The organism is Bacillus sp. FSL K6-1033 (assembly GCF_038630765.1).
GTDB lineage: Bacteria > Bacillota > Bacilli > Bacillales > Bacillaceae > Bacillus > Bacillus altitudinis.
The window spans coordinates 1,956,542-1,978,116 of sequence record NZ_CP152041.1 but is presented as its reverse complement, the minus strand read 5'-3'; the positions used below and the strand labels follow the sequence as shown (position 1 = coordinate 1,978,116).

Genomic DNA, 21,575 nt, shown 5'->3' with positions numbered 1-21,575 from the left:
TAGAATATTGGAGGTCAGATTTTATGACACAATCCTTGCTGAGCACTTGCTTCAGCAGAGAAATCAGTCACTATCTATTATAGGTGGCTAAATAAACAGAAAATTTGTAAAATAAAATGAACTCAAAATCATACAGTCAACAAGACTAGTAGTATAGGAGGCTTTTTAAACAGATGGCAGAACTTCGCAGTAATATGATTAAACAAGGAATTGACAGAGCACCTCACCGAAGCTTACTAAGAGCAGCTGGGGTAAAAGATGAGGATTTTGGCAAACCTTTTATTGCCGTATGTAATTCCTATATTGATATTGTCCCAGGGCATGTCCATCTTCAGGAATTCGGAAAAATTGTGAAAGAAGCCATTCGTGAAGCTGGCGGTGTTCCATTTGAATTCAATACAATTGGGGTAGATGATGGTATTGCGATGGGGCATATTGGGATGAGATATTCATTGCCAAGCCGTGAAATCATTGCTGATTCAGTAGAGACCGTGGTGTCGGCACACTGGTTTGATGGCATGGTTTGTATTCCTAACTGTGATAAAATCACGCCAGGTATGATGATGGCTGCCATGCGTGTGAATATCCCAACTGTATTTGTCAGTGGTGGACCGATGGAAGCTGGTAGAACAAGTGATGGCAGAAAAATTTCTCTTTCTTCTGTCTTTGAAGGCGTAGGCGCATACCAATCAGGGAAAATTAATGAAGAGGAATTAAACGAATTAGAGCAATTTGGCTGTCCAACATGCGGATCTTGCTCTGGTATGTTTACAGCAAACTCAATGAACTGTTTAGCAGAGGCGCTAGGGATTGCTCTTCCTGGAAATGGAACCATTTTGGCGACTTCACCAGAACGAAGAGAATTTGCGAAGAAGTCAGCAAAACAATTGATGGAGCTAATCAAAAAAGACATTAAACCACGTGATATTGTCACTGAAAAAGCGATTGATAACGCATTTGCTTTAGATATGGCACTTGGTGGTTCAACAAATACAGTTCTTCATACATTGGCGATTGCAAATGAAGCAGGCGTTGAATATTCACTTGAGCGTATCAATGAAGTCGCAGAACGAGTGCCTCATTTATCGAAACTTGCGCCAGCTTCAGATGTTTATATTGAAGATTTACATGAAGCTGGCGGAGTGACCGCTGCACTAAATGAATTGTCCAAAAAAGAGGGGGCTCTTCATTTAGATACCATGACCGTCACAGCGAAAACGTTAGGTGAGAACATCGCGGGGCATGAGGTAAAAGATTATAACGTCATTTATCCAATTGACAAGCCATTTACTGAAAAGGGCGGTTTAGCCGTTTTATTTGGAAACCTTGCGCCAGATGGAGCGATCATTAAAACAGGCGGTGTACAAGACGGCATTACGCGTCATGAAGGACCTGCGATCGTATTTGAATCCCAAGAGGAAGCACTTGAAGGAATCATTAATCGAAAAGTAGAAGCAGGACATGTTGTCATTATTCGTTATGAAGGACCTAAAGGCGGTCCAGGCATGCCTGAAATGCTTGCACCAACTTCACAAATTGTTGGAATGGGACTTGGTCCAAAGGTTGCTTTAATTACAGACGGACGATTCTCCGGTGCTTCTCGCGGATTGTCTATTGGACACGTCTCTCCAGAGGCAGCAGAAGGTGGCCCGCTTGCCTTTGTTGAAAATGGTGATCATGTCGTTGTCGATATCGAAAAACGCATTTTAAGCGTAGATGTCCCGGAAGAAGAATGGGAAAAAAGAAAAGCAAACTGGAAAGGCTTTGAGCCAAAAGTAAAAACAGGTTACCTTGCCAGATACTCAAAACTTGTGACATCAGCCAATACAGGTGGAATCATGAAAATTTAATGTGAAATTGAACATTTGAAAATTGGCTCTCTCTATAGTATCCTTTATTCACAACATAAGGATTATAGAGGGGGCTTTTTTATGTCAATGGCATATGAAGAATATATGCGTCAGCTCGTCGTACCAATGCGCCAAGAACTGACAAGTGCAGGGTTTCAAGAATTGACGACTGAAGAAGAAGTAGAAAAAACGATGCAGGCAGCAGAAGGAACAACATTTGTTGTCGTCAATTCCGTATGCGGATGTGCTGCCGGTTTAGCACGCCCTGCTGCTACTCAAGCTGTCATGAAAGCAGAAAAAGCACCAGATCGAATGGTGACGGTCTTTGCTGGTCAGGACCGGGAAGCTACGGCTAAAATGAGAGAATACTTCACAGGTGAGGAGCCATCTTCTCCATCTATGGCACTTTTAAAAGGAAATGAACTTGTTCATTTTATCCCGCGTGACGAAATTGAGGGTCATGAAATGGAAGATATTATGAAGAACGTCTTATCTGCATTTGAAAAACATTGCTAATACAAATGTTGAAATGTCCTGTGATCCATCAGGGCATTTTTTCTTGATTATAATGGAGGAACGACATGCTCATTACAACAAGCTTTAGAGCAAATGAACAAACAATTGAAACGGCAAAGGCCCTCGCAAAGGACTTGCATGGTGAGTATATCGAGCGGCGCAAACAATCTGTCAAACAGCTTGCGATCAAGCGGGGGGATGTACTGGTTGTTGGGAAAGAACGATTTGAATGGTATCAGCCAAATGGTGAAAAGTTCTTTTTCCATCCAAGCTCAGCGATGTTTAGGGTGAAGCGGGTTCTGCGAGGGGAAAAAGATCCGTTAATAGAAGCAGCACAATTAAAGCCGGGCGATTCCTTTTTAGATTGTACGCTTGGCTTAGGATCTGATGCGATTACCGCAAGCTGCGCTACAGGAGCCAATGGAAAAGTGGCCGGTATTGAAAAAAATCCGATGACGGCATTGCTTGTTCGAGAAGGACTCAGCACTTGGGAAACGGGTGTGAAAGAGGCAGACGAAGCGATGAAACGGATATCTGTCATCAGCGGGGATAGTATTGAGCAGTTAAAGAAGCTCCCTGATCGATCCTATGATATCGTCTATTTTGACCCGATGTTTGAAGAAACCATACAAGAGTCTGCTAGTATGATGCCGCTTCGTCATGCAGCTGAGCATCATTTTGACCATGAAACCGCTGTGAAAGAAGCAATGAGAGTGGCTAGAAAAAGAGTGGTTTTAAAAGATCATTGGAAAAGCACACGATTTACCACTGATTCCTATCAATTTCAGGTGATGAAACGTAAAACCGCCCAATTCCATTACGGATATATCTCAATAGAAGAAGACAAATCAACAAAACTTTAATCACTCTTAACAATTAAAAAAGCCCTATTTCAGGGCTTTTAATCGGTGATCTCCATATAGACAAAATAAAATAACGTCAGCAAGGAAGCTGTGATGAAAAATCCTTCAAGCATATCCATTCCTCCCAAATTTTAGTCGTCGTTACTGTCATTGTAAACGTTTTATCATGAAAAAGAAAGTCTCAACTCAATGACCAAATTGAATGACTGAAAATTCATTATATGCTAGAATAGCAGTATGATAACTTATGGAAGGAATTAGATATCATGAAAATGTGGATGAGAAAAACGCTCGTTGCACTCTTTACGATTGCGACTTTTGGTTTAATCTCTCCTCCATCAGCTTTGATGACAGACAAGCCATCTGAACTTTCTTCATCTGATAAATCACCTTATACAGCAGTTTATGATACATCAGATGATACGCGCAGCTGGGAATTTTCGCAAGAAGACAACAAAGAGCGGGTAGACCCCTTTGAGCAATATAAGCAAGAGGTTCTATCAAGTGCAGAAAACCAATCCTTTCTCAAATTTGGTCGTAAAATCACACCTGTCATTGAGGACGAGTATAGAGAAGAGATTCAACCAAAAATTGAACAAGTGTTAACCGACTTTTTAACAAATTTCAAAGATGACGAAAAATTTCAAGATGTTGTTTTAACTGATCAGCCTTCAAGCGGAAATGGGGAAAAAATCTTCCACATTTATAATAGAAAGACTGGAGAAGATTTGCTTCGTTTTCATGTCAGGAGAGATCAGCCGCCTCACAGCGGATATTGGTTTAACTTTCACTACCATACAGCAGAAGATGGATTCCAGACGCATCATGAACTCGGTAATATTTACTGGGATAAAAACACCCCGCCGAGCTGGATGAGCCACTAGAAGGAGATGTCATGCCAATTGAAAAAGTATACAATGAACGAAATGGTTCGCATTACAAAACAGATGTTAAACGAGCGTGGAGTGAAAATAGAAGATATTGCACACATTGTGCTGAAACTCCAAGAGAAATACAACCCAAATCTTCCACTTAGTGTCTGCATTGAAAATGTTGAAAAAGTGCTGAATAAAAGGGAAATTGTCCACGCAGTTTTGACAGGACTTGCTCTTGATCAGCTGGCAGAAAAAAAACTTTTGCCAGAACCTTTGCAGCATTTAGTTGAAACAGATGAACCGCTATATGGAATTGATGAGATTATTCCGCTCTCCATTGTCAATGTATATGGATCAATCGGTTTGACCAACTTCGGTTATCTAGACAAAGAGAAATTTGGTATCATTAGAGAATTAGATGAAGGTCGTCCTGGTGAAGTACACACCTTCCTCGATGACCTTGTCGCTGCGCTTGCGGCTGCAGCAGCAAGTCGCATAGCTCACTCACACCAAGATATTAAGGACGAAGAGCAGGATCGAGTGAATCAAGCATAAAAAGAAAAACATGTCTGCTCATCTTGCAGACATGTTTTTTTGGTTTCAACAAAAGCAGAAATAAGGTAAACTACAACAAGAACATAAATAAAGGATGAAAAAAATGAAACAATACAAAGAGTTATGCCGTCATGTATTACAGCACGGGGATGAAAAAGGTGACAGAACAGGAACAGGCACTATCAGCACGTTCGGTTACCAAATGAGATTTGATTTACAGGAAGGGTTTCCTTTATTAACAACAAAGAAATTACACCTGAAATCAATCATTCATGAGTTACTGTGGTTTTTAAAAGGTGATACAAATGTCAAATATCTTCAAGAAAATGGTGTCCGTATTTGGAATGAATGGGCAGATGAAAATGGAGAGCTAGGGCGTGTGTATGGTGCGCAGTGGAGATCATGGGCGAGTGGAGACGGAGAGACAGTAGATCAGATCAGCAAGCTGATCCATGATATAGAGAATCATCCTAATTCGAGAAGATTGATTGTCAGTGCGTGGAATCCAGGAGAAATTGATCAGATGGCGCTGCCTCCTTGTCATTGCTTGTTTCAATTTTATGTATCAAACGGTAAATTATCGTGCCAGCTCTATCAACGTTCGGCAGATATCTTTTTAGGTGTGCCTTTCAATATTGCTTCGTATGCACTTCTAACGATGATGATTGCCAAAGTGACAAACCTTGAGCCAGGAGAGTTTATTCATACGCTAGGAGATGCTCATATTTATCAAAATCATCTTCCGCAGGTCAAAATGCAGTTAGAGCGTGAGGAGCGCACACTTCCGCAGCTTCGCATCACTAGAGATGTCAAAAGTATTTTTGATTTTACGTTTGATGATTTTGTGCTCGAGAACTATGATCCACATCCGCATATTAAAGGAGAAGTCAGTGTATGATTTCCATGATAGTGGCGACAGGAAAAGACAGAGTCATTGGCAAAGATAATCAAATGCCTTGGCATTTACCCGCTGATTTAGCGTATTTTAAAAAAGTCACAAGTGGCCATACCATTGTCATGGGCAGAAAAACGTTTGAATCAATTGGACGAGCACTGCCTAACCGCCGGAATATCGTGTTAACCACAAGTTCTTCTTTTCAAGCTGAAGGATGCGAGGTAGTTCATTCAATCGATGATATTTTAACCATTGCGAAGACCGAGGAAGAATTATTGATCATTGGCGGGTCTAAGCTGTATGAGGAAATGATGCCATACGCAGATCGTCTATATATCACGCACATCCATCATTCATTTGAAGGCGACCGTTTCTTCCCTTATTACGATGAAGAGAATTGGACGGTTGTATCACGTGAAAAAGGCCATCGTGACGAAAAGAACCCCTACAATTATGAATTTGTCGTCTATGACAGAAAAGAAGGATAAGTGAGTAGGAGGAGTACGGTTGTTTCGTTATTGGTTTTTAACGATTTATGTTGTTGTATCCTTTTTTAAAAGTATAAGGCATTTGTATGATCATGAATTAACGGATCCACGCATTTCCTATACGAAACGAATGCATCTCATCCATGAGCATGCAAAAAGGTTTGCCAGAGGGTGTATTGATCAATCAGGATCGGTCATGACCATTCATCAGCAAAAAAAGCTGCCAGATGGTCCTGTTATTTATGTCACAGAAGCACATCACCCAGTGACGACGACATTGCTGATTGGTCACTTAGAGAAGCCATTTGCTTTTATGGCAAAACCGCATCTGTTTCGCTATCCCATCTTAAAACAATGGTTGAAGAAGATGGCGGTGATCAAGCAGAATCAATCTGATGAGGCGTTATTAGAAGAAGCAAGAGAAAGAGTTCTATCTGGCCAGAGTCTGTTGCTTTCTGAACAGTATCGTGTCATGGCAGAAACGCTTGCTGAAGAATGTAACTGCTCACTTGTTCCGGTTGAAACAAGCGGCACAGACCGTCTTTTAACAGGGAAGATCGTCAAAAGACTTCGTCCAGTTAATGTCGATATCCATATAAAAGCACCGGTCAAGATGAGTGATTACGCACAAAAGCGCGCATAGAAAAAACCAGCATCCGAGTGTGGATGCTGGTTTTTTGATCATGCTGGGATGTTGACGCAATAAAATAGAATGCAGAAGAACATGGATGCACTTCCGCCGAGAACAAAGCTGTGCCAAATCGCATGATGATAGGGAATTTTCCGCCAAATATAAAAGATCGTTCCGACTGAATACAAAATACCGCCTAATAGTAAGAGGCTGAATCCAGCTCCTGTTAATTGAACGTACAGAGGTTTAATTGCGATGATAATCATCCAGCCCATTAATAAATAAACAAGGGTGGATACAATGATAAACCGTTTGACGAAAAAGATTTTAAAAACGATACCGCCTGCAGCAAGCGCCCATACGATTGCAAGAAGAGTATAGCCAAGTGCGCCTTTTAATGGGCCAAGCAAAAATGGCGTATATGTACCAGCAATCAATACATAAATCGCAGAGTGGTCAAGGATTTCAAATACATCTTTTGTTTTTTTGTGCCGAATGCTATGAAGCAAAGTAGAGCTTAAATAAAGCAGCAGCATCGACGCGCCAAATATCGAAAAGCTAATAATGTCAGTGACAGTGCCGTATTGAACAGCGAATAAAACGAGAAAAACAATGGCGGGAATGGATAAAATGACGCCAATGCCATGTGTAATTGCGTTGGCAATTTCTTCTTTTACAGTAAACAATGGATGTCCTCCTTTATTGAACCGGTATATAACCATCAAGCGACTTCAGAAATGAGAGACCTTCAAGTGTAATCTTCGTTCCAGCTCTGCCTTTCCCTTTTGTCACATAGGCTTTTTTCTCAAGATCATCTAATCGACTCCTGACTTGCTGAGGGGTCAGCGGGATGTCGCCTTGTTTGCTTAACTCAGACAAGATACGTCTGCTGGCTGCTTCTCCTTTTTCATTTAGAGACTTAATGGCTTCGAGTAAGAAAACAAATTCTTGTTTCTCCATAAGCGTGAGCTGGTGTTCTTCTTTTTTTCCTTTACCAGCTGTTTGTTGAGGTAATAATACAAAAGGTGGCAAGTGATGCAAGAAAACTGTTTGCCCTTCGAGAATCGCGGCTGCATAATGAACGATATTTTTGAGCTCCTGGACATTCCCTTCAAACGAATATTGCTGTAAGACTTCCCACACACTTGAGTCGATATCAGGCGTCATGTTCAGTTCTTGAAAGAAAGCAGCGGTTAAAATAGGAATATCTGTTTTTCGATCTTCTAAAGGCGGGAGAGGGATATGAAGCACATTGAGCCGATAAAACAGCTCAGGTAAAAAACTGGACAAAACGCTCATCGCCTCTAATGATAAAGACGAAGAAGCAATAATTTTTGTTGCAGGAGAAACTTCGAGAAAACGAATGACCTGATGCTGCATAGGAATACTGAGTGCGCTGACTTCGTCTAAATAAAGCACATGATTTGCCGCATGAGTAAATGCTTCCTGCAAAGTCACTTCATCTACAATGGGGCAATAGATATATTTCATCGAAGCCTGCGCAGCAAATGAATGGGCCATTTCTTGTGCAAAGCGTGATTTGCCTGTTCCAATTTCACCTGTGATCAACACAGGCTGATCGTTTTTCGTGAATTGTTTTGCCAAATGAATGGCGTGTTTTATATCTTGGTGTTCTCCATATATATTAGCAAACGGATGTGTGGTCATCGAGCGATTCCTTTCTTTTGGTTCTAATTGGTTTTATTATAACACCCAATTAGAACAAATGTATAGAAAAACGAAAAAGTTCATGAAATTTATCTCCGATCCATGATCTATTGGTTTATTTTTTGAATATTCATGTTATAATGACAAATTAAATAAGGTTAAAGAGAAAGGATCTTGTACATGAAACCGTTGCTCAAAGAAAACACGCTAATTCAAGTGAAAGACATCTTAAAAGCCCATCAAAATTTGAAGGATGTAGTGATTCATACACCACTTCAAAAAAATGAGCGACTTTCTGAACGATATGAATGTAATGTCTACTTAAAAAGAGAGGACCTGCAAGTTGTTCGTTCTTTTAAATTAAGAGGCGCTTTTAATAAAATGAGCCAGTTGCCAAAAGAAAAACTAGAAAACGGCATTGTTTGTGCCAGTGCAGGAAATCACGCACAAGGCGTTGCCTATTCTTGCAAATATTTAGGTATCCACGGGAAAATCTTTATGCCTGCTACCACACCAAGGCAAAAAGTATCGCAAGTGGAGCTTTTCGGAAAAGAATATGTTGACATTATCTTAACCGGAGATACCTTTGATGATTCGTATCATGAAGCAGTCAAATGCGGAGATAAGGAAAAGCGGGAATTTATCCATCCATTTGATGATTTAGATGTCATGGCAGGACAAGGAACAACTGCTGTAGAAATATTAAATGATATCGAAGTGGAGCCTCACTTTTTATTTGCAAGTGTTGGGGGCGGAGGTTTGTTATCTGGCGTTGGCACGTATATTAAAAATATCGCACCAGAAACAGAAATTATTGCAGTCGAGCCGCTTGGTGCCGCCTCACTTCATGCTTCCCACGAGAAAGGGGAGGTTGTCACACTTGATTCAATAGATAAGTTTGTAGACGGAGCAGCGGTTCAGCGGATTGGCGAAAAGACGTTTACATCGCTTCAGTCTGTTGTCGATAAGATTAGTCTTGTACCAGAAGGAAAAGTATGTACAACCATTTTAGAGCTGTATAATCAATGTGCAATTGTAGCTGAGCCAGCGGGTGCGTTACCGATCGCGGCTTTAGATGCACATCGTGAGGAGATTAAAGGGAAAAATGTCGTTTGTATTGTCAGCGGAGGCAATAATGACATTGGCCGAATGCAAGAAATCAAAGAACGCTCCATGATTTATGAAGGACTCCAGCATTATTTCATCGTTAATTTTCCGCAAAGAGCAGGTGCTCTCAGGGAATTTTTAGATGAAGTGTTAGGGCCAAATGATGATATCTCACGCTTTGAATATACGAAAAAGAATAACCGAAGCAAAGGACCTGCGCTTGTTGGGATCGAATTGAAAGAAAGAGATGACTATGCAGCGCTGATTGACCGAATGAATAAAAAAGGCTTCCACTATGTTGAAGTGAATAAAGATCAAGATTTATTCCACCTATTTATTTAGGCTTAACAGATAATTGGAAAAGAGGATTGATCGTTTGTGCTGCTCAAAACAATATGTTTTAGACGGATGGATGGAGCTCAGATCAAGGTAACAGAAGTCCCTGTTTTAAAGGGAGATGAATCCTATGGTTTCATGCTCACCTTTAGACTTGAAGCTTTCTTGAAAAAAGTCTATGTATCTAAGGGAAAGAGGCATGTGTACTCTTTCAGGGAGGATGTGAAACGTAACGTCAAGTGGAGCACATATGAACAGATCTACCAAGAGCCTACACTAAAACACAATGCGTAAATTGGAATCTTTGCTAAAGAGAGTGAGCGGCCATTTTCAAATGGCGGCTACTCATCTTGGCAAGGATTTTTTACATGAAAAGAAGAAAATGTGACAATTTCAAAAACGTTCTGACAGTTGTTTTCAAGTATGCACGAAATAAGGTAATATCATATGTAAAGACTAAGACAGCAAGGATGAGACGATAGTGAAACAAATTAAAATTGTAACAGATTCAACTGTGGACCTTCCGCAAGAAAAAATCAATGATCTTTCCATTCATGTCATTCCGCTCAATATCTCCATTTCTGGGGTTGATTATATTGACCGAGTGAACATACAGCCAGATGAATTTATTGAAAAAATGGAGGCCGCTGAGGAACTGCCGAAAACGTCTCAACCTGCCATCGGTCAATTCGTCGAATTATATGAAAAACTGACGGCAGATGGAAGCGAAGTCATTAGTATCCATTTAACTGGTGGGATGAGTGGTACGGTTCAAACTGCTGAAAGCGCTTCTAAAATGGTAGACGGAAATATTACTGTCATCGATTCGAATTTTATTTCCTATGGTTTAGGGTTTCAAGTCACCAAAGCAGCAGAGCTTGCAAAAAAAGGGGCAAGCCGTGATGACATCCTCAAAGAAATGGACAAAATTCGTCTTAAAACAAAGCTATTTGTCACAATCGATACATTAGAAAATCTCGTGAAAGGTGGACGAATTGGAAGAGGAAAGGCGCTGATCGGTTCACTTCTTCATATTAAACCAATTGCCAGCTTAACAGACGGCATATACACACCAGAAGCGAATGTGAGAAGTTACTCCGCTCTTGTCCGCTATTTGACAAAACAGTATGTACAGGCGGTGAAAGGGAAAACCGTTCAGGCAATTGGGATTGCACATGCAGACGCATTAGAACTTGCAGAAAAGCTTAAAGCAGCACTGCTTGATCACACACCTGATGCACTAGTTGACATCGCTTATACAACACCGATTATTTCCTGTCATACTGGTAAGGGCGCTATAGGCTTTACTTTTTATACCGATTGATTGAAAAGGGGATGTAATTGTCATGTATACAAAAAGGGGAGCCTTATTTGGTGCGCTTACGATTATAAGCGTGCTTCTTTTAGTCTCATGTTCAAATGGACAAATCAAGGATGCATTAAATTATCAAATCCAGCCGTTTGAGTATCAAAACCAGGATGGTCAAAAGGTGTCGCTCGACGATTTAAAGGGGAAAGTCTGGGTGGCAGATTTTATTTTCACAAGCTGTGAAACGATTTGCCCGCCGATGACCGCACATATGACAGAGCTACAAAAACGGTTAAAAGAAGAAAAATTGGATGCGCACATCATTTCATTTAGCGTCGACCCAGAGGTGGATTCACCGAAAAAGCTAAAGGAATTTGCAAAAGCATATCCATTATCCTTTAAAAATTGGGATTTTCTCACTGGTTACTCGCAGTCAGCGATTGAAAAATTTGCAATGAAAAGCTTTAAGACGATTGTGAAAAAACCTGAAGACGAAGACCAAGTAATACACCAATCTCTGTTTTTCCTCGTTGATCAAGAAGGAAAAGTGATGAAAAACTATGATGGTGTTCAAAATACGCCATATGATGAAATCATCAAGGACATCAAAACACTGAATCGAAGCTAGTATAAGGATGTTCAAATGAGCGAAAACATGATACACTTTTTTAATCAGAAAAAGGAGGGACATCATCGTTTGAAGGCTCGTTTGATTTTGATTGTGATGTCTCTAGCTTTTGTTCTTTCTGCATGTTCCGCACAAGAGGCTGGCATAAAGGATAAACTAGAAGACACACAAAACGTAAAAGAACATATTACGATCGCAGCGGTTGGAGATTCCTTAACAGAAGGAATCGGAGATCAAAATAAAAAAGGATATGCCGGCATCACCCGTGACAAGATAGAAGCGGTGGACGGTGTACAGTCTGTTACATTAAAAAACTATGCCATTAAAGGCAGTAGAACGGTAGATTTATTAAAAAGATTAAAAGAAAAAAAAGTGCAGGATGGACTGAAAGACGCTGATTATATTTTCTTTACGATCGGCGGAAATGACTTAATGCATGTCGTCCGTCAAAATGTGCTCAACTTGACATTTGCTCCTTTTCAAAAAGAGCAAGGTCCTTTTGAAGAGCGTTTTAAGACCATTCTTGCTCAATTAAGAGAGCATAATGACCATGCAAAGATCATGTATGTCAGTATGTACAATCCTTTTAAATTCAGCTTGTCTGAGCTGAGAGATATTGATGAGGTCGTCAAAGACTGGAATGCTGCTGCCGAAAAAGAACTAAAAAAAGACGGCAATGCTGATATGATCGATGTAGCAGATTTATTTGAAGATGATAAAGATGAAAAATTACTGGCAGATGATGATTTCCACCCAAACCAAAAGGGGTACTCTCTTATGGCAAATCGTTTATTCTCAGAAGTGAAAAAAGAAGGACTGCCGAAGGAATAGGGTGAAAAGATGAAAAAATGGAAGAGTTTATTTTTTATTTTACTGTCAATTAATCTATTGATTGTTCTTGTATGCGGTATTTTCATGCTGCTGCCGAGCGATCAATCCGCTTCGAAAAAAGAAGTAAACAGCGAGTATGCTTTTAACATTTCTAGTTCAAAAGAGTCGCTTACCAGCTTTGTCAATGATTATTTGAAAAACCAAGGATCAAGCGATATGCCCGATTTTCATGTTGCGATTGACCAAGATGTGAAAGTAACAGGTGCAATCAAAGCTTTTTCTTCAACGATTAATGCAAATGTATCATTTACACCATCTGTTGAAGATAATGGGGATGTTCTGCTGAAAGTAGATGACTTTTCAATTGGACAATTAAGCATCCCAATCAGTTTTGTTTTAAGCTACATGGGTCAATTCTATGAACTGCCTGATTTCGTTCATGTGAAACCAGACCAAAAAACGGTGGAAGTGCGCCTTTCAGAAATGCCGCTGACGAATGATATGTATGTCAAAGCGAACAAAATTGATCTTGAGAATGATGAAATTGAATTCTCATATTATCATCCAAAGCAATAGAACGTGTAAGTCAGGAGTGAAACTATGAAGCGAGTCTATCAATATTTTAGTTTACTGTCGCTCTTATTTGCTGCATACTTTGGCATGACAGCTGCCTCTCATTTAAAAGCAGAAAATATCGACCAGTTTTACTTAAATATCGCCTATTGTGCATTATTTTTAGGTACCATGATTCTTGCTTTTGATTTTCAAAAACAAGAAAAAGCTGAAGATGTCTCGTAAATAGCCTTTTCCATTTGGAAAGGCTATTTGTCTTCTTTTCAGCGGAATAGAAAACCTTTGCATTCTAGGAAGGACGAGTACTGGCGCAGAGTGAATGTGACATTCGTGAGCACCGGCACGCAGGACTGACACCGAATGCGAGGCTTTGTCTACACGCTGAGAGCCTTTTCCATTTGGAAAGGCTCTTTTTACATTTGGTGAGACAAGACGACTTTTGCCATTAGCTCTGGCTCTCCGTTTGCAAATCCATGAAGTAAAATAAGATAGGCCCGCTTTGTTTGCAGGTGAACTTTCGGAATATCTAGCAGTACACTTTGAGTACCGGCAGCTTTTAATTCAAAGTGATACTTATTCGGAGAGAAGTGGTGGGTTTGGGTGCCGTTTACATATCCGAGCTCCTTTGATAAGATGCCTTGATCTCGTTCATATATATCAATGAAAGGGAGGTCTGGTGACAGCTGGATAAACGTGAGTGCTGATAGCTCATCTTGCTTAATCAGCGAGTCTTGCTTTTCTGTGAGCAGCGCAAAGCCGGTACGAGCTCCTGTGATACATAGCGTGTAAGTCTCGTTTCCATTAATCATCATACGAGAAGAAAGAATTCTTTCTTTTGTAGCCAGCTTAAATACTTCTATCTCATAAACACCCTCATCCCATTCCATATAAGCAGACAGCTGACCGTATGGCAGCTTTTTTTGGATTGGCTGCTGATTTACAAATACAGCAAGCTCACTTAAATCCGGTGCAGCGTGAAATAATCGAATAACAGCTTTGGAAATGGTGTTTTTCGGATGGTATGGGGGGAAGGTAGCTAATGGACGATATAGAAATTGATTCATCTCGTAGAGCTGCTGCACGTCTTTATCCCTTCTTTCTCTGCAATGTGTTTTTTGTAGCGTATGCAAGAAAGGGACGATCTGTATAGGCAAAAGAAACATAGAAAAAAGCCTGACAAAAAGTGTCAGGCTCTCGTATTAAGAAGGAGATGAATATTGATGATATTCAGCCAACTTAATGAACGTTTTTTCATCCTCAATTAATCCGCAAACGCCGCACTGGACTTTGATTTTCGGTCCTTGATAGTTCATGTGAAAAGGAGAAAGCTGATCTCCTTCATATGTTTCGACAATAGCTCCAGTTGCTGGATCAAGTTTCACAGGTTCTGAATGCTGCTCGATGAGGTTAAAACGCGTTCTGTTGGTTTTGCAGTTCGGACAAAGATATGGACTTGTCATGGTTCATTCCACCTTTTTATCCGTAGCATGTCCTCCACGCTAAAATCTATGCTTAATCCTTTTGACTTTTATCCAGCTTTTTAAATAACTTGATCATCGTTTTCAGTTCTTCATCATCAAATGATTCAAATCGTTCCATGAAGTATTCTGTTTTCTTTTTCTCAAAATGCTCAGTAATTTCCTTACCCTTATCGGTTAAGTGGATTTTGATGATGCGTCGATCCTCTTTTGAACGGATACGAGTGATCCAGCCTTTTTCTACAAGTGTGTCGGTTACAGCTGTAATATGGCTTGCTGATACACCGAGAATTGAGGCGAATTCCGTTACTTTTTTTGCGCCTTGTTCACGCAGCAGATTTAAAATGAGAAATTCATTCCGAGATAATTCGTTTTCAAGCAAGCTGTTAATTTCATAACGTATTTGCTTAAATACGGTTCTCAGTAAAGTATCCATTTCATACATCATTTGTTTTCTTTGTTCCAATCATTAAACCCCCATTATATTTTAAGATACGACAGAATGCTTTCATTTGTTTTTAGGTATACAAGTCGTATCATTTTCATTATTTTTTATCATGTTATAATATGATGATACCATTTTTTAAATGAAGGGGGCACTAATATGTCTGAAAAACAAGAATTAGCCACATTTGCTGGAGGCTGTTTCTGGTGTATGGTTAAACCTTTTGATGAACAGCCAGGCATTATCAAAGTTGAATCAGGGTATACTGGCGGACATACAGTGAATCCAACCTATGAGGAAGTATGTACAAATACGACAGGCCATAGAGAAGCCGTTCAAATTACCTTTGATCCAGACGTTTTTCCGTATGAGAAGCTATTAGAACTATATTGGCAGCAAATAGACCCAACAGATGATGGAGGACAATTTGGTGATAGAGGAGAGTCCTACCGTACAGGGATTTATGTCCACAATGAAAAACAAAGGCAACTTGCAGAAACATCAAAAGAGCAGCTGAGCCAAAGTGGAATTTTCCAAAAGCCAATCGTGACAGAAATTTTAGAGGCTAGTCCTTTTTATCCTGCTGAGGAATATCATCAGCATTATTATAAAAAGAACAAAATGCACTACGAACGATACCATGTCGGTTCGGGCAGAGCAGGTTTTATTCAATCTCATTGGAGTGATAAATAATGGCTAACGAAAAAGAGCAGCGCATCAAAGAATTAAACCGAATGCAGTACGAAGTGACGCAAAATAATGGCACTGAGCCGCCATTTCAAAATGAATTTTGGGATCATAAGGAAGAGGGCATTTATGTAGATATCATTTCAGGCAAACCATTGTTTTCTTCTTTAGATAAATTTGATGCCCATTGCGGCTGGCCAAGTTTTACAAAGCCGATTGAAGATCAAGAGGTAGAAGAGAAAGTAGATACGAGCCATGGCATGGTGCGGACTGAAGTGCGCAGCAAGACGGCCGACTCTCACCTTGGTCATGTATTCCCTGACGGCCCAGGGCCAAACGGTCTTCGGTATTGTATTAATTCTGCCGCTTTAAAGTTTATCCCGAAGGATGATCTTGAAAAAGAAGGCTACGGTCATTTGAAACACATCTTTCAATAATTGATTTAAAAATCGTCACATGGAAGTCAGCTGCTTCCGTGTGACGATTTTTTTATTTTTTATGGTGGGTATGATGTAATTGTTCAATGATGTGAAACAGTTTCTCTTTTGTAATGAGCGGTGCTTCGTTTGATGTGTAATGGGTCAAATGGACTTTTTGAAAATGAGGGTGAAGATGTGGTCTTGGTAAAATGGCATAAAATTGTTCATGTTCAAACAGTGCATCTGCCTCGTGAGGGAATGTGAGCTCCTCGTGAAGTTTTTCTCCAGGTCTTTTTCCGACAACGAGAATATCAGGAGAAGGAACATTAATCTGACCGGCATATTCATGAAATGCTTTCAATAGATCAGCCAGCTGTAATGACTCCATCTTGAGAATGAATGTTTCGCCGCCTTTCATCATGATAGCTGCTTCAAGCGTGAGGGATACAGCTTCTTCGATAGACATAAAAAAGCGTGTCATCTTAGGATCAGTTACAGTTAGAGGTTGTTCATTTAACAACTGTTGAAGCATGATGGGGATGACGGAACCCCTTGATCCAAGCACATTGCCAAACCGGACAGAGCAAAACCTCGTTTTCTGATTTGAAATACTTTCATTCGCTTGAAAAAACAATTTTTCTGAAATTAATTTTGTAGCTCCCATGGCATTTGTCGGAGAAACCGCTTTGTCGGTTGAAATGTTGACAACATGACTGACTTCATGTTCAAGTGCTGCTTCAATGACATGCTGTCCGCCGATGATGTTGGTTTGGACAGCTTCAAACGGATTATCTTCGCAGGTGGGTACTTGTTTGAGTGCAGCTGCATGGAAGATGATATCTACCCCTTTGGCAAGCTGCCTGACGCGGCTGGCATCCCGCACATCTCCAAGTGCAAATACGACCTCTGGATGCGCCGCATATTCGTTTTTCATCATGTATTGTTTACTGTCATCTTTACTGAAGACAATGACCTTTTTAGGAGAGCAGGCTGTTAATTTTTTCACAATCTGCCGGCCAATCGAACCCGTACCGCCTGTGACCAAGATGATTTTGTCACGAAAAAAGGTCTTCAAACTCGTTTCTATTTGTTTGGACATATCTAATCCCCCAACTCTCATTTCTCTACTTTGCATCATATGTGAAAGAGTGGAAGACGTTTGAGGAAAAGAACCACTTTATGCATAAATTAGGTGAACCAATTATAACCATCTGCTTGACGACTTAATAGAATATGTAGAGATAGAAGATTAAGTAGAATAGCGAGGCACCTGAAGAACTTCAGTACGGTGATCAGTTCAGCTCTCAGAATTTATTCTCTGATACTGAGCTGCGCGAGGGGAGAAGATCATACATGTATAGGGGAAATCGTATTTTAGCTATGATACCAGCTTTTAGCAGCAAGCAGGGACATCATGCTGAACACATTCGCGTATTGGCGGAGCGGCCGCTGATCTATTGGACCATTCAGCCATTATTACAAATGATTGAATTAGATGAAGTCATCGTATCTTCAGAGGATGTGAATACTCAAATCATTTCATCTCACTACGGAGCAAATGTGATTGAACTGCCAAGCACACATGTGACGGAACAAACACCTTCTTTAGTAGCTGTGAAGCATGCACTTGCTTATTTAGAACGAGAGGGAAAGACGTTTGATATTGTTTTGTATTTGCATCCAGCATCACCACTAAGGCAGACGGCAGATATTGAGAACTGCTTGCAGCTTCTAGTAGAGGGGGGATATGATTGTGCGGCTTCTTTTACAGAGGCGTTAGAAAATCCAAATGAAACTTGGACACTTCATGACACCAATGAAGCCAGCCTGTATAAGGACAATCATTATTTTTTTGTACCAACTCAGGAGCACCCTTATACGTATGGACGTTTAAATGGAACTGTCTATGCGTTTCATGTTCCATATGCAAAAGAATGCATTCATTCCTTTTTAGAAGGATCTGTTGGTGCATATATGATGGATCATGCGCAATCGCTTGTTGTGAAAAGTGAGGAAGATCGGAAAAAGGCAGAGAAGATTTTATTGGCTCGACAAGATGCAGAAGGAACGGCATAAGATGATGGCAATTAGAAAAAGCGCCCGGTCATAGGGCGCTTTTGACTATTTCATAAAGTCTGTAAGGCAGCGTATCAAATGTGTTCCAGCGAACGACTTGCTCGTAATTGTTCTCTGCAACCGTTTGTCTTTGTTGAGGGTTTTTTACATAGTGCTCGACCTGCTTAATCAAATCGTTTTCATGTGTGTAAAAAGCGAAGCTTGAAAATGCATGTGACGGTTGTAGATCTGTCAACTGAAAGCCTCCGCTTGCAGCGATATCAAATGCTCTGTTGTTGAGGCTCATATTTTGAACATTGGCTTTGTTTTGATTATAGGCAAATTGCGCGGGCCTGTGCGGATTCAGAACAATGGCTGATGTTTGATAGATGTCTGCCATCTGCTCGGGACTCAGCCAGTGGGTCATCAGTGTGAGATCGCGATATCGTCTGCGTGATTTATTCAACACGCGATGCCACTCTTTTCCTGCTACGAGAATGCGCCATTTGTTTTGATGTAAGAGTGTATCAATGGCTTTAATGCGGTTTGGATAAGGGTAGCCAATAAGTGCAATGTCATAGATGCACGACTCATGTGGTGATTCTTTTTTCTGAAATACGTGTGTATTGGTCGGAATGGGAAAGTAGTGCGTGTGATTAGCGCCTAGTTGTTTGTAAAATGACAAAGCACCTTCGTCAATCGTTAAGATCAGCTGTGCATCACTTGCACATGCAGCTGACACATCTATATAAAAAGGGTCTTCTGTCATCCACAGTACAATGGGGATCTTTTCTTGTTTGAATTGATGAAGCAGTTCTGTTGGAATATGATCACCGATCATCATGAAAACAAAATCCGGAGAAAATGTCCGGATTTTGTGCATATGAGCGGGTAGAGTTTCCCTATCCACCTTGACGCATGAAAAGGGGGAATCAATGAAGCTCTCTTCTATCCATTGATCGAACATCCGATAGATTCCACCGTAGCCAGAGCTGATATAAAGAAGCTTCATGATGGCCCTCTCACATTAAGATGTGAACGTAACACTTTCTACTTTATCTACATCTAATAGAGTCGTTGCAGAGCCTGTAGGTGTCACAGAGCTTTCTTGTGTGACGAAAACAACACCTGTTGAAGCATCGAATGATACGAATTGAACGGGTCCGATTAAGTCACCTGAGTCCATGACAATGCTAATGACTGTTCCAGGTGCAAGTCTTGCGAAAATCCATCTTGCTGGTTGAGATACGTCGAGTGTTGTAGCAGAATCTGAAGGTGATGCTTCAGCAGCTACCTCACTAAATAAATCGTTCAATTTTTCTTCCACTTGAACTCCTCCTTCTTCGAGATTAACTGTTAACGCATGACTAAGCGGTTTGAAAAACAGCTTTAATAGCTCTTTTTTTAATTCGGCACGCTTTTCGCTCATGTTTTCCCCATCCTTTCTTCATCCATTCAAACACACCACTATGTATATGCCGTTCTCTTTTTTTGGTATAAGCAGAATGCTCATTCCTTGTTCTTTTTTTCATTTAATGACTTCACACATTTTTGAAAAATGTTTTCAAATGCTGATGCTAAATGAAGTGATCCTCATACTCTAGTAAAGATCAAACGAGAAGAAAGAGGGAATCTGAATGGAATTTGAACAACTATTAAATGGCTGGAACGAAGAATTACTAGAAACAGAAGGAATACTTGAAGTTGTGTTGATTATACTTCTTCTTCATCTTTTAGAGGAAAGTGAGGAAGGGAGTGCGTCAGAGATTAAAGAATTGCTGCGCCCGTGGCTTGAGCTCGGCATTCCGCTGCCGCGTGTTCATTTAGTCAATGGAGATGTGCTGCAAAACGTGGTTGTCGTACAATTGTTTGACTCAGTAGCAGTCTTTAAAAATGCGACAAATCAACTAAGAGTAAGTGTTCCTTATGTGAACATTGTCAGCTGGGGGGCTTTTTAATCTATTTAAAAAAGGATAATGGTCATGAAAGTATCAGTGATATTAACAAGCTACAACAAACCTGATTTCATTGAACGTGTGCTAAAGAGTGTGGTAGAACAAACGTATCAGCATTGGGAGCTTTTGATCATGGATGATGGCTCTGAACAAGAAACGATCCAAAAGATGCAGCCTTATTTAGTGGATAAGCGCATTCAATTGTATTCTCATCAAATTCATCCTGCAAACCGGCTGAAGACTGTACGTTATGCAACGCTAATTAATGAAGCATTAACACGTATAACAGGTGAGCTGGTTTGTTATGTAACTGATGATACAGTCTACAGAAAAGATCGTTTAGAGAAAATGGTCGAGGTTTTTCAATCGAAGCCTCACATAGATATCGTCTATTCCTCGCAGTGTGTCGTGCATGTGAATCAGCATTTGGTGGAAACGGCGAGCTTCGTTCGAGAAGCAGATCAAGTGTTGGAGCATGCATCCTTTCAAGTCGACCATTGCTCTGTTATGCATAGAAGCCGGCTGCTTCCGCTTATTCATGAAAAATACGGACAATACTGGGCCGACGAACCAAAACATTGGCATCATGCTGACTCTGTGTTTTGGATGAGACTGAATCATTTTGCTGCGTTCTTTCCATTAAAAGAAGTACTTGATACCACATATAAAACACCACAATCATTCCATCATATGTTTGCGAGTATGCCCTACGATTTAATTGACGGAGCTGTGATTGACAGAGAAGGCGCTTATTATCAAATCGCTAGCGGATATCTTCATCGCATTGACAAGCGCTGGGTGAATGAAAAGAACAGGCGTGCGATTCGTGTTCCCTCGTTATGTGCGATGAAATATGAAATGAACGAGCCGCTGACAGTCCCAAATTATACAGTCGTCACCGCAGATAACGGCAGAACATTTTATTATATTGAACATCAGACAAAAAGACGGTTTGCTTCAAAACGTGATGTGCAATATTTTCAGTTTCATCAAAAGGAGATATACACGGTCACAAAACAGCAGCTGGAGACGTTTGAGGATGGCAAGATCATTCAAGTATCTCCTATATTCAGCCCGCCAAATAGACGGCTGTTTAAATGGAAACAAGATGTCTATTTATTTGTGCATGATACCTTTTGCCGAATTGTCCCTGAGGTAGTGAAAATATTTGCGTTTTACCATCAGCCAATCAAACTACAACCTTCTCAATTTGCATTTTTTCAAGAAGGAAAGCCAATTGTGCCGCTATATATGGAGTCACTTCAGGAATTTGACTTGTCTCTTTATCAAACGTCAGGGCGAAAGCACTCCTCATAAGAGGAGTGCTTTTTTTAGAATTGACGAAAAAAGCAGGAGATCGAAAGGAAAAAGCGAAACGTGAAAAGGATAGGGGAACACGTTGAATATCATC

28 protein-coding genes are annotated in these 21,575 nt (G+C 40.4%); 20 read left to right on the top strand and 8 right to left on the bottom strand.

What is annotated here, in order from left to right; all coding sequences use genetic code 11:
• Window positions 1-173 precede the first annotated feature (173 nt).
• The 8 genes from ilvD (at window position 174) to MHH31_RS09945 (ending at window position 6,685) form a co-directional block, all read left to right on the top strand.
• Window positions 174-1,850: a dihydroxy-acid dehydratase gene (gene ilvD / locus MHH31_RS09980; protein WP_007500822.1), complete on the top strand. Its 1,677-nt coding sequence runs from the start codon at window positions 174-176 to the stop codon at window positions 1,848-1,850.
• An 81-nt stretch (window positions 1,851-1,931) separates the two neighbouring features.
• A complete protein-coding gene (locus MHH31_RS09975) occupies window positions 1,932-2,366 on the top strand; it encodes a BrxA/BrxB family bacilliredoxin (protein WP_249855696.1) in 435 nt (144 codons plus the stop codon).
• 65 nt (window positions 2,367-2,431) lie between these two features.
• Window positions 2,432-3,229: a class I SAM-dependent methyltransferase gene (locus MHH31_RS09970; protein WP_017367470.1), complete on the top strand. Its 798-nt coding sequence runs from the start codon at window positions 2,432-2,434 to the stop codon at window positions 3,227-3,229.
• A gap of 266 nt (window positions 3,230-3,495) precedes the next feature.
• Complete coding sequence (locus tag MHH31_RS09965; protein WP_047946652.1) at window positions 3,496-4,113, top strand: YpjP family protein; 618 nt, start codon at window positions 3,496-3,498, stop codon at window positions 4,111-4,113.
• Window positions 4,114-4,131: 18 nt separating this feature from the next.
• A complete protein-coding gene (locus MHH31_RS09960) occupies window positions 4,132-4,659 on the top strand; it encodes a phosphatidylglycerophosphatase A (RefSeq protein ID WP_008346387.1) in 528 nt (175 codons plus the stop codon).
• A gap of 103 nt (window positions 4,660-4,762) precedes the next feature.
• Window positions 4,763-5,557, top strand: a complete 795-nt coding sequence (locus MHH31_RS09955; protein WP_017367468.1) for a thymidylate synthase — start codon at window positions 4,763-4,765, stop codon at window positions 5,555-5,557.
• Complete coding sequence (gene folA / locus MHH31_RS09950; RefSeq protein ID WP_024718553.1) at window positions 5,554-6,042, top strand: type 3 dihydrofolate reductase; 489 nt, start codon at window positions 5,554-5,556, stop codon at window positions 6,040-6,042. The genes MHH31_RS09955 and folA overlap by 4 nt, the downstream gene beginning before the upstream one ends.
• 19 nt (window positions 6,043-6,061) lie before the next feature.
• The gene (locus MHH31_RS09945) at window positions 6,062-6,685 is read left to right on the top strand and encodes an acyltransferase (RefSeq protein ID WP_035703293.1); all 624 of its coding nucleotides are present in this window, start codon (window positions 6,062-6,064) and stop codon (window positions 6,683-6,685) included.
• A 38-nt stretch (window positions 6,686-6,723) separates the two neighbouring features.
• On the opposite strand, the gene MHH31_RS09940 is transcribed toward MHH31_RS09945, so the two are convergent.
• Together MHH31_RS09940 and MHH31_RS09935 are read right to left on the bottom strand one after the other, a co-directional pair.
• The gene (locus MHH31_RS09940) at window positions 6,724-7,359 is read right to left on the bottom strand and encodes a hemolysin III family protein (RefSeq protein WP_039165595.1); all 636 of its coding nucleotides are present in this window, start codon (window positions 7,357-7,359) and stop codon (window positions 6,724-6,726) included.
• A gap of 13 nt (window positions 7,360-7,372) precedes the next feature.
• Complete coding sequence (locus MHH31_RS09935; protein ID WP_340959496.1) at window positions 7,373-8,341, bottom strand: sigma 54-interacting transcriptional regulator; 969 nt, start codon at window positions 8,339-8,341, stop codon at window positions 7,373-7,375.
• 180 nt (window positions 8,342-8,521) lie between these two features.
• Here MHH31_RS09935 and ilvA point away from each other — a divergent pair, with 180 nt between their 5' ends.
• The 7 genes from ilvA to ypmT all read left to right on the top strand — a co-directional run bounded on the left by ilvA (window position 8,522) and on the right by ypmT (window position 13,350).
• Window positions 8,522-9,790 (top strand): threonine ammonia-lyase IlvA, encoded by a 1,269-nt coding sequence (gene ilvA, locus MHH31_RS09930; protein WP_045035067.1) that lies wholly within the window; start codon window positions 8,522-8,524, stop codon window positions 9,788-9,790.
• A 36-nt stretch (window positions 9,791-9,826) separates the two neighbouring features.
• A complete protein-coding gene (locus MHH31_RS09925) occupies window positions 9,827-10,078 on the top strand; it encodes a YpmP family protein (RefSeq protein ID WP_008346400.1) in 252 nt (83 codons plus the stop codon).
• A gap of 187 nt (window positions 10,079-10,265) precedes the next feature.
• Window positions 10,266-11,108, top strand: coding sequence for a DegV family protein (locus MHH31_RS09920; RefSeq protein ID WP_017359697.1), 843 nt, complete (start codon window positions 10,266-10,268; stop codon window positions 11,106-11,108).
• A gap of 22 nt (window positions 11,109-11,130) precedes the next feature.
• On the top strand, window positions 11,131-11,721 hold the full coding sequence (locus MHH31_RS09915) for a cytochrome c oxidase assembly protein (RefSeq protein ID WP_007500791.1): 591 nt from the start codon (window positions 11,131-11,133) through the stop codon (window positions 11,719-11,721).
• A gap of 69 nt (window positions 11,722-11,790) precedes the next feature.
• The gene (locus MHH31_RS09910) at window positions 11,791-12,552 is read left to right on the top strand and encodes an SGNH/GDSL hydrolase family protein (protein ID WP_017359696.1); all 762 of its coding nucleotides are present in this window, start codon (window positions 11,791-11,793) and stop codon (window positions 12,550-12,552) included.
• Window positions 12,553-12,561: 9 nt separating this feature from the next.
• The gene (locus tag MHH31_RS09905) at window positions 12,562-13,128 is read left to right on the top strand and encodes a YpmS family protein (protein WP_024718556.1); all 567 of its coding nucleotides are present in this window, start codon (window positions 12,562-12,564) and stop codon (window positions 13,126-13,128) included.
• A gap of 24 nt (window positions 13,129-13,152) precedes the next feature.
• Complete coding sequence (gene ypmT, locus MHH31_RS09900; protein WP_008346409.1) at window positions 13,153-13,350, top strand: protein YpmT; 198 nt, start codon at window positions 13,153-13,155, stop codon at window positions 13,348-13,350.
• A gap of 188 nt (window positions 13,351-13,538) precedes the next feature.
• On the opposite strand, the gene MHH31_RS09895 is transcribed toward ypmT, so the two are convergent.
• The 3 genes from MHH31_RS09895 to MHH31_RS09885 all read right to left on the bottom strand — a co-directional run bounded on the left by MHH31_RS09895 (window position 13,539) and on the right by MHH31_RS09885 (window position 15,069).
• Window positions 13,539-14,207 (bottom strand): DUF4397 domain-containing protein, encoded by a 669-nt coding sequence (locus tag MHH31_RS09895; RefSeq protein ID WP_072368233.1) that lies wholly within the window; start codon window positions 14,205-14,207, stop codon window positions 13,539-13,541.
• Between the two features lie 117 nt (window positions 14,208-14,324).
• Window positions 14,325-14,585, bottom strand: coding sequence for a hypothetical protein (locus MHH31_RS09890; RefSeq protein WP_008346413.1), 261 nt, complete (start codon window positions 14,583-14,585; stop codon window positions 14,325-14,327).
• A gap of 52 nt (window positions 14,586-14,637) precedes the next feature.
• A complete protein-coding gene (locus MHH31_RS09885; protein WP_007500780.1) occupies window positions 14,638-15,069 on the bottom strand; it encodes a MarR family transcriptional regulator in 432 nt (143 codons plus the stop codon).
• Window positions 15,070-15,207: 138 nt separating this feature from the next.
• Here MHH31_RS09885 and msrA point away from each other — a divergent pair, with 138 nt between their 5' ends.
• Together msrA and msrB are read left to right on the top strand one after the other, a co-directional pair.
• Window positions 15,208-15,741 carry a peptide-methionine (S)-S-oxide reductase MsrA gene (gene msrA, locus MHH31_RS09880; protein WP_035391726.1) on the top strand — a complete coding sequence of 178 codons (534 nt, stop codon included), beginning with the start codon at window positions 15,208-15,210 and terminating at the stop codon, window positions 15,739-15,741.
• Window positions 15,741-16,172: a peptide-methionine (R)-S-oxide reductase MsrB gene (gene msrB, locus MHH31_RS09875; protein WP_007500777.1), complete on the top strand. Its 432-nt coding sequence runs from the start codon at window positions 15,741-15,743 to the stop codon at window positions 16,170-16,172. The genes msrA and msrB overlap by 1 nt, the downstream gene beginning before the upstream one ends.
• A 52-nt stretch (window positions 16,173-16,224) precedes the next feature.
• Here msrB and MHH31_RS09870 read toward each other — a convergent pair whose 3' ends face one another.
• Window positions 16,225-17,253 (bottom strand): SDR family NAD(P)-dependent oxidoreductase, encoded by a 1,029-nt coding sequence (locus MHH31_RS09870; protein WP_058336732.1) that lies wholly within the window; start codon window positions 17,251-17,253, stop codon window positions 16,225-16,227.
• 254 nt (window positions 17,254-17,507) lie between these two features.
• On the opposite strand from MHH31_RS09870, the gene MHH31_RS09865 reads away from it, so the two are divergent.
• The gene (locus MHH31_RS09865; RefSeq protein WP_058336733.1) at window positions 17,508-18,230 is read left to right on the top strand and encodes an acylneuraminate cytidylyltransferase; all 723 of its coding nucleotides are present in this window, start codon (window positions 17,508-17,510) and stop codon (window positions 18,228-18,230) included.
• A gap of 28 nt (window positions 18,231-18,258) precedes the next feature.
• Here the strand turns inward: MHH31_RS09865 and MHH31_RS09860 are convergent, their stop codons facing one another.
• Together MHH31_RS09860 and MHH31_RS09855 are read right to left on the bottom strand one after the other, a co-directional pair.
• Window positions 18,259-19,053, bottom strand: a complete 795-nt coding sequence (locus MHH31_RS09860; RefSeq protein ID WP_342494782.1) for a DUF3880 domain-containing protein — start codon at window positions 19,051-19,053, stop codon at window positions 18,259-18,261.
• A gap of 183 nt (window positions 19,054-19,236) precedes the next feature.
• On the bottom strand, window positions 19,237-19,638 hold the full coding sequence (locus MHH31_RS09855) for a hypothetical protein (RefSeq protein ID WP_007500770.1): 402 nt from the start codon (window positions 19,636-19,638) through the stop codon (window positions 19,237-19,239).
• Between the two features lie 208 nt (window positions 19,639-19,846).
• On the opposite strand from MHH31_RS09855, the gene cgeC reads away from it, so the two are divergent.
• Both cgeC and MHH31_RS09845 read left to right on the top strand, forming a co-directional pair.
• Window positions 19,847-20,167: a spore maturation protein CgeC gene (gene cgeC / locus MHH31_RS09850; RefSeq protein WP_007500768.1), complete on the top strand. Its 321-nt coding sequence runs from the start codon at window positions 19,847-19,849 to the stop codon at window positions 20,165-20,167.
• Between the two features lie 18 nt (window positions 20,168-20,185).
• Window positions 20,186-21,481 (top strand): glycosyltransferase family A protein, encoded by a 1,296-nt coding sequence (locus MHH31_RS09845; protein ID WP_342494781.1) that lies wholly within the window; start codon window positions 20,186-20,188, stop codon window positions 21,479-21,481.
• The last annotated feature ends 94 nt before the right edge of the window (window positions 21,482-21,575 follow it).

Excerpts from the sequence above, each read along its gene's own strand:
- folA (WP_024718553.1), top strand. The coding sequence starts at position 5,554 with ATGATTTCCATGATAGTGGCGACAGGAAAAGACAGAGTCATTGGCAAA.
- MHH31_RS09890 (WP_008346413.1), bottom strand. The coding sequence starts at position 14,585 with ATGACAAGTCCATATCTTTGTCCGAACTGCAAAACCAACAGAACGCGT.
- MHH31_RS09970 (WP_017367470.1), top strand. The coding sequence starts at position 2,432 with ATGCTCATTACAACAAGCTTTAGAGCAAATGAACAAACAATTGAAACG.
- MHH31_RS09935 (WP_340959496.1), bottom strand. The coding sequence starts at position 8,341 with ATGACCACACATCCGTTTGCTAATATATATGGAGAACACCAAGATATA.
- MHH31_RS09975 (WP_249855696.1), top strand. The coding sequence starts at position 1,932 with ATGTCAATGGCATATGAAGAATATATGCGTCAGCTCGTCGTACCAATG.
- msrA (WP_035391726.1), top strand. The coding sequence starts at position 15,208 with ATGTCTGAAAAACAAGAATTAGCCACATTTGCTGGAGGCTGTTTCTGG.
- MHH31_RS09860 (WP_342494782.1), bottom strand. The coding sequence starts at position 19,053 with ATGATGATCGGTGATCATATTCCAACAGAACTGCTTCATCAATTCAAA.
- cgeC (WP_007500768.1), top strand. The coding sequence starts at position 19,847 with ATGGAATTTGAACAACTATTAAATGGCTGGAACGAAGAATTACTAGAA.
- MHH31_RS09845 (WP_342494781.1), top strand. The coding sequence starts at position 20,186 with ATGGTCATGAAAGTATCAGTGATATTAACAAGCTACAACAAACCTGAT.
- MHH31_RS09905 (WP_024718556.1), top strand. The coding sequence starts at position 12,562 with ATGAAAAAATGGAAGAGTTTATTTTTTATTTTACTGTCAATTAATCTA.
- ilvA (WP_045035067.1), top strand. The coding sequence starts at position 8,522 with ATGAAACCGTTGCTCAAAGAAAACACGCTAATTCAAGTGAAAGACATC.
- ilvD (WP_007500822.1), top strand. The coding sequence starts at position 174 with ATGGCAGAACTTCGCAGTAATATGATTAAACAAGGAATTGACAGAGCA.
- ypmT (WP_008346409.1), top strand. The coding sequence starts at position 13,153 with ATGAAGCGAGTCTATCAATATTTTAGTTTACTGTCGCTCTTATTTGCT.
- MHH31_RS09955 (WP_017367468.1), top strand. The coding sequence starts at position 4,763 with ATGAAACAATACAAAGAGTTATGCCGTCATGTATTACAGCACGGGGAT.
- MHH31_RS09870 (WP_058336732.1), bottom strand. The coding sequence starts at position 17,253 with ATGTCCAAACAAATAGAAACGAGTTTGAAGACCTTTTTTCGTGACAAA.
- MHH31_RS09855 (WP_007500770.1), bottom strand. The coding sequence starts at position 19,638 with ATGAGCGAAAAGCGTGCCGAATTAAAAAAAGAGCTATTAAAGCTGTTT.
- MHH31_RS09965 (WP_047946652.1), top strand. The coding sequence starts at position 3,496 with ATGAAAATGTGGATGAGAAAAACGCTCGTTGCACTCTTTACGATTGCG.
- msrB (WP_007500777.1), top strand. The coding sequence starts at position 15,741 with ATGGCTAACGAAAAAGAGCAGCGCATCAAAGAATTAAACCGAATGCAG.
- MHH31_RS09865 (WP_058336733.1), top strand. The coding sequence starts at position 17,508 with ATGTATAGGGGAAATCGTATTTTAGCTATGATACCAGCTTTTAGCAGC.
- MHH31_RS09915 (WP_007500791.1), top strand. The coding sequence starts at position 11,131 with ATGTATACAAAAAGGGGAGCCTTATTTGGTGCGCTTACGATTATAAGC.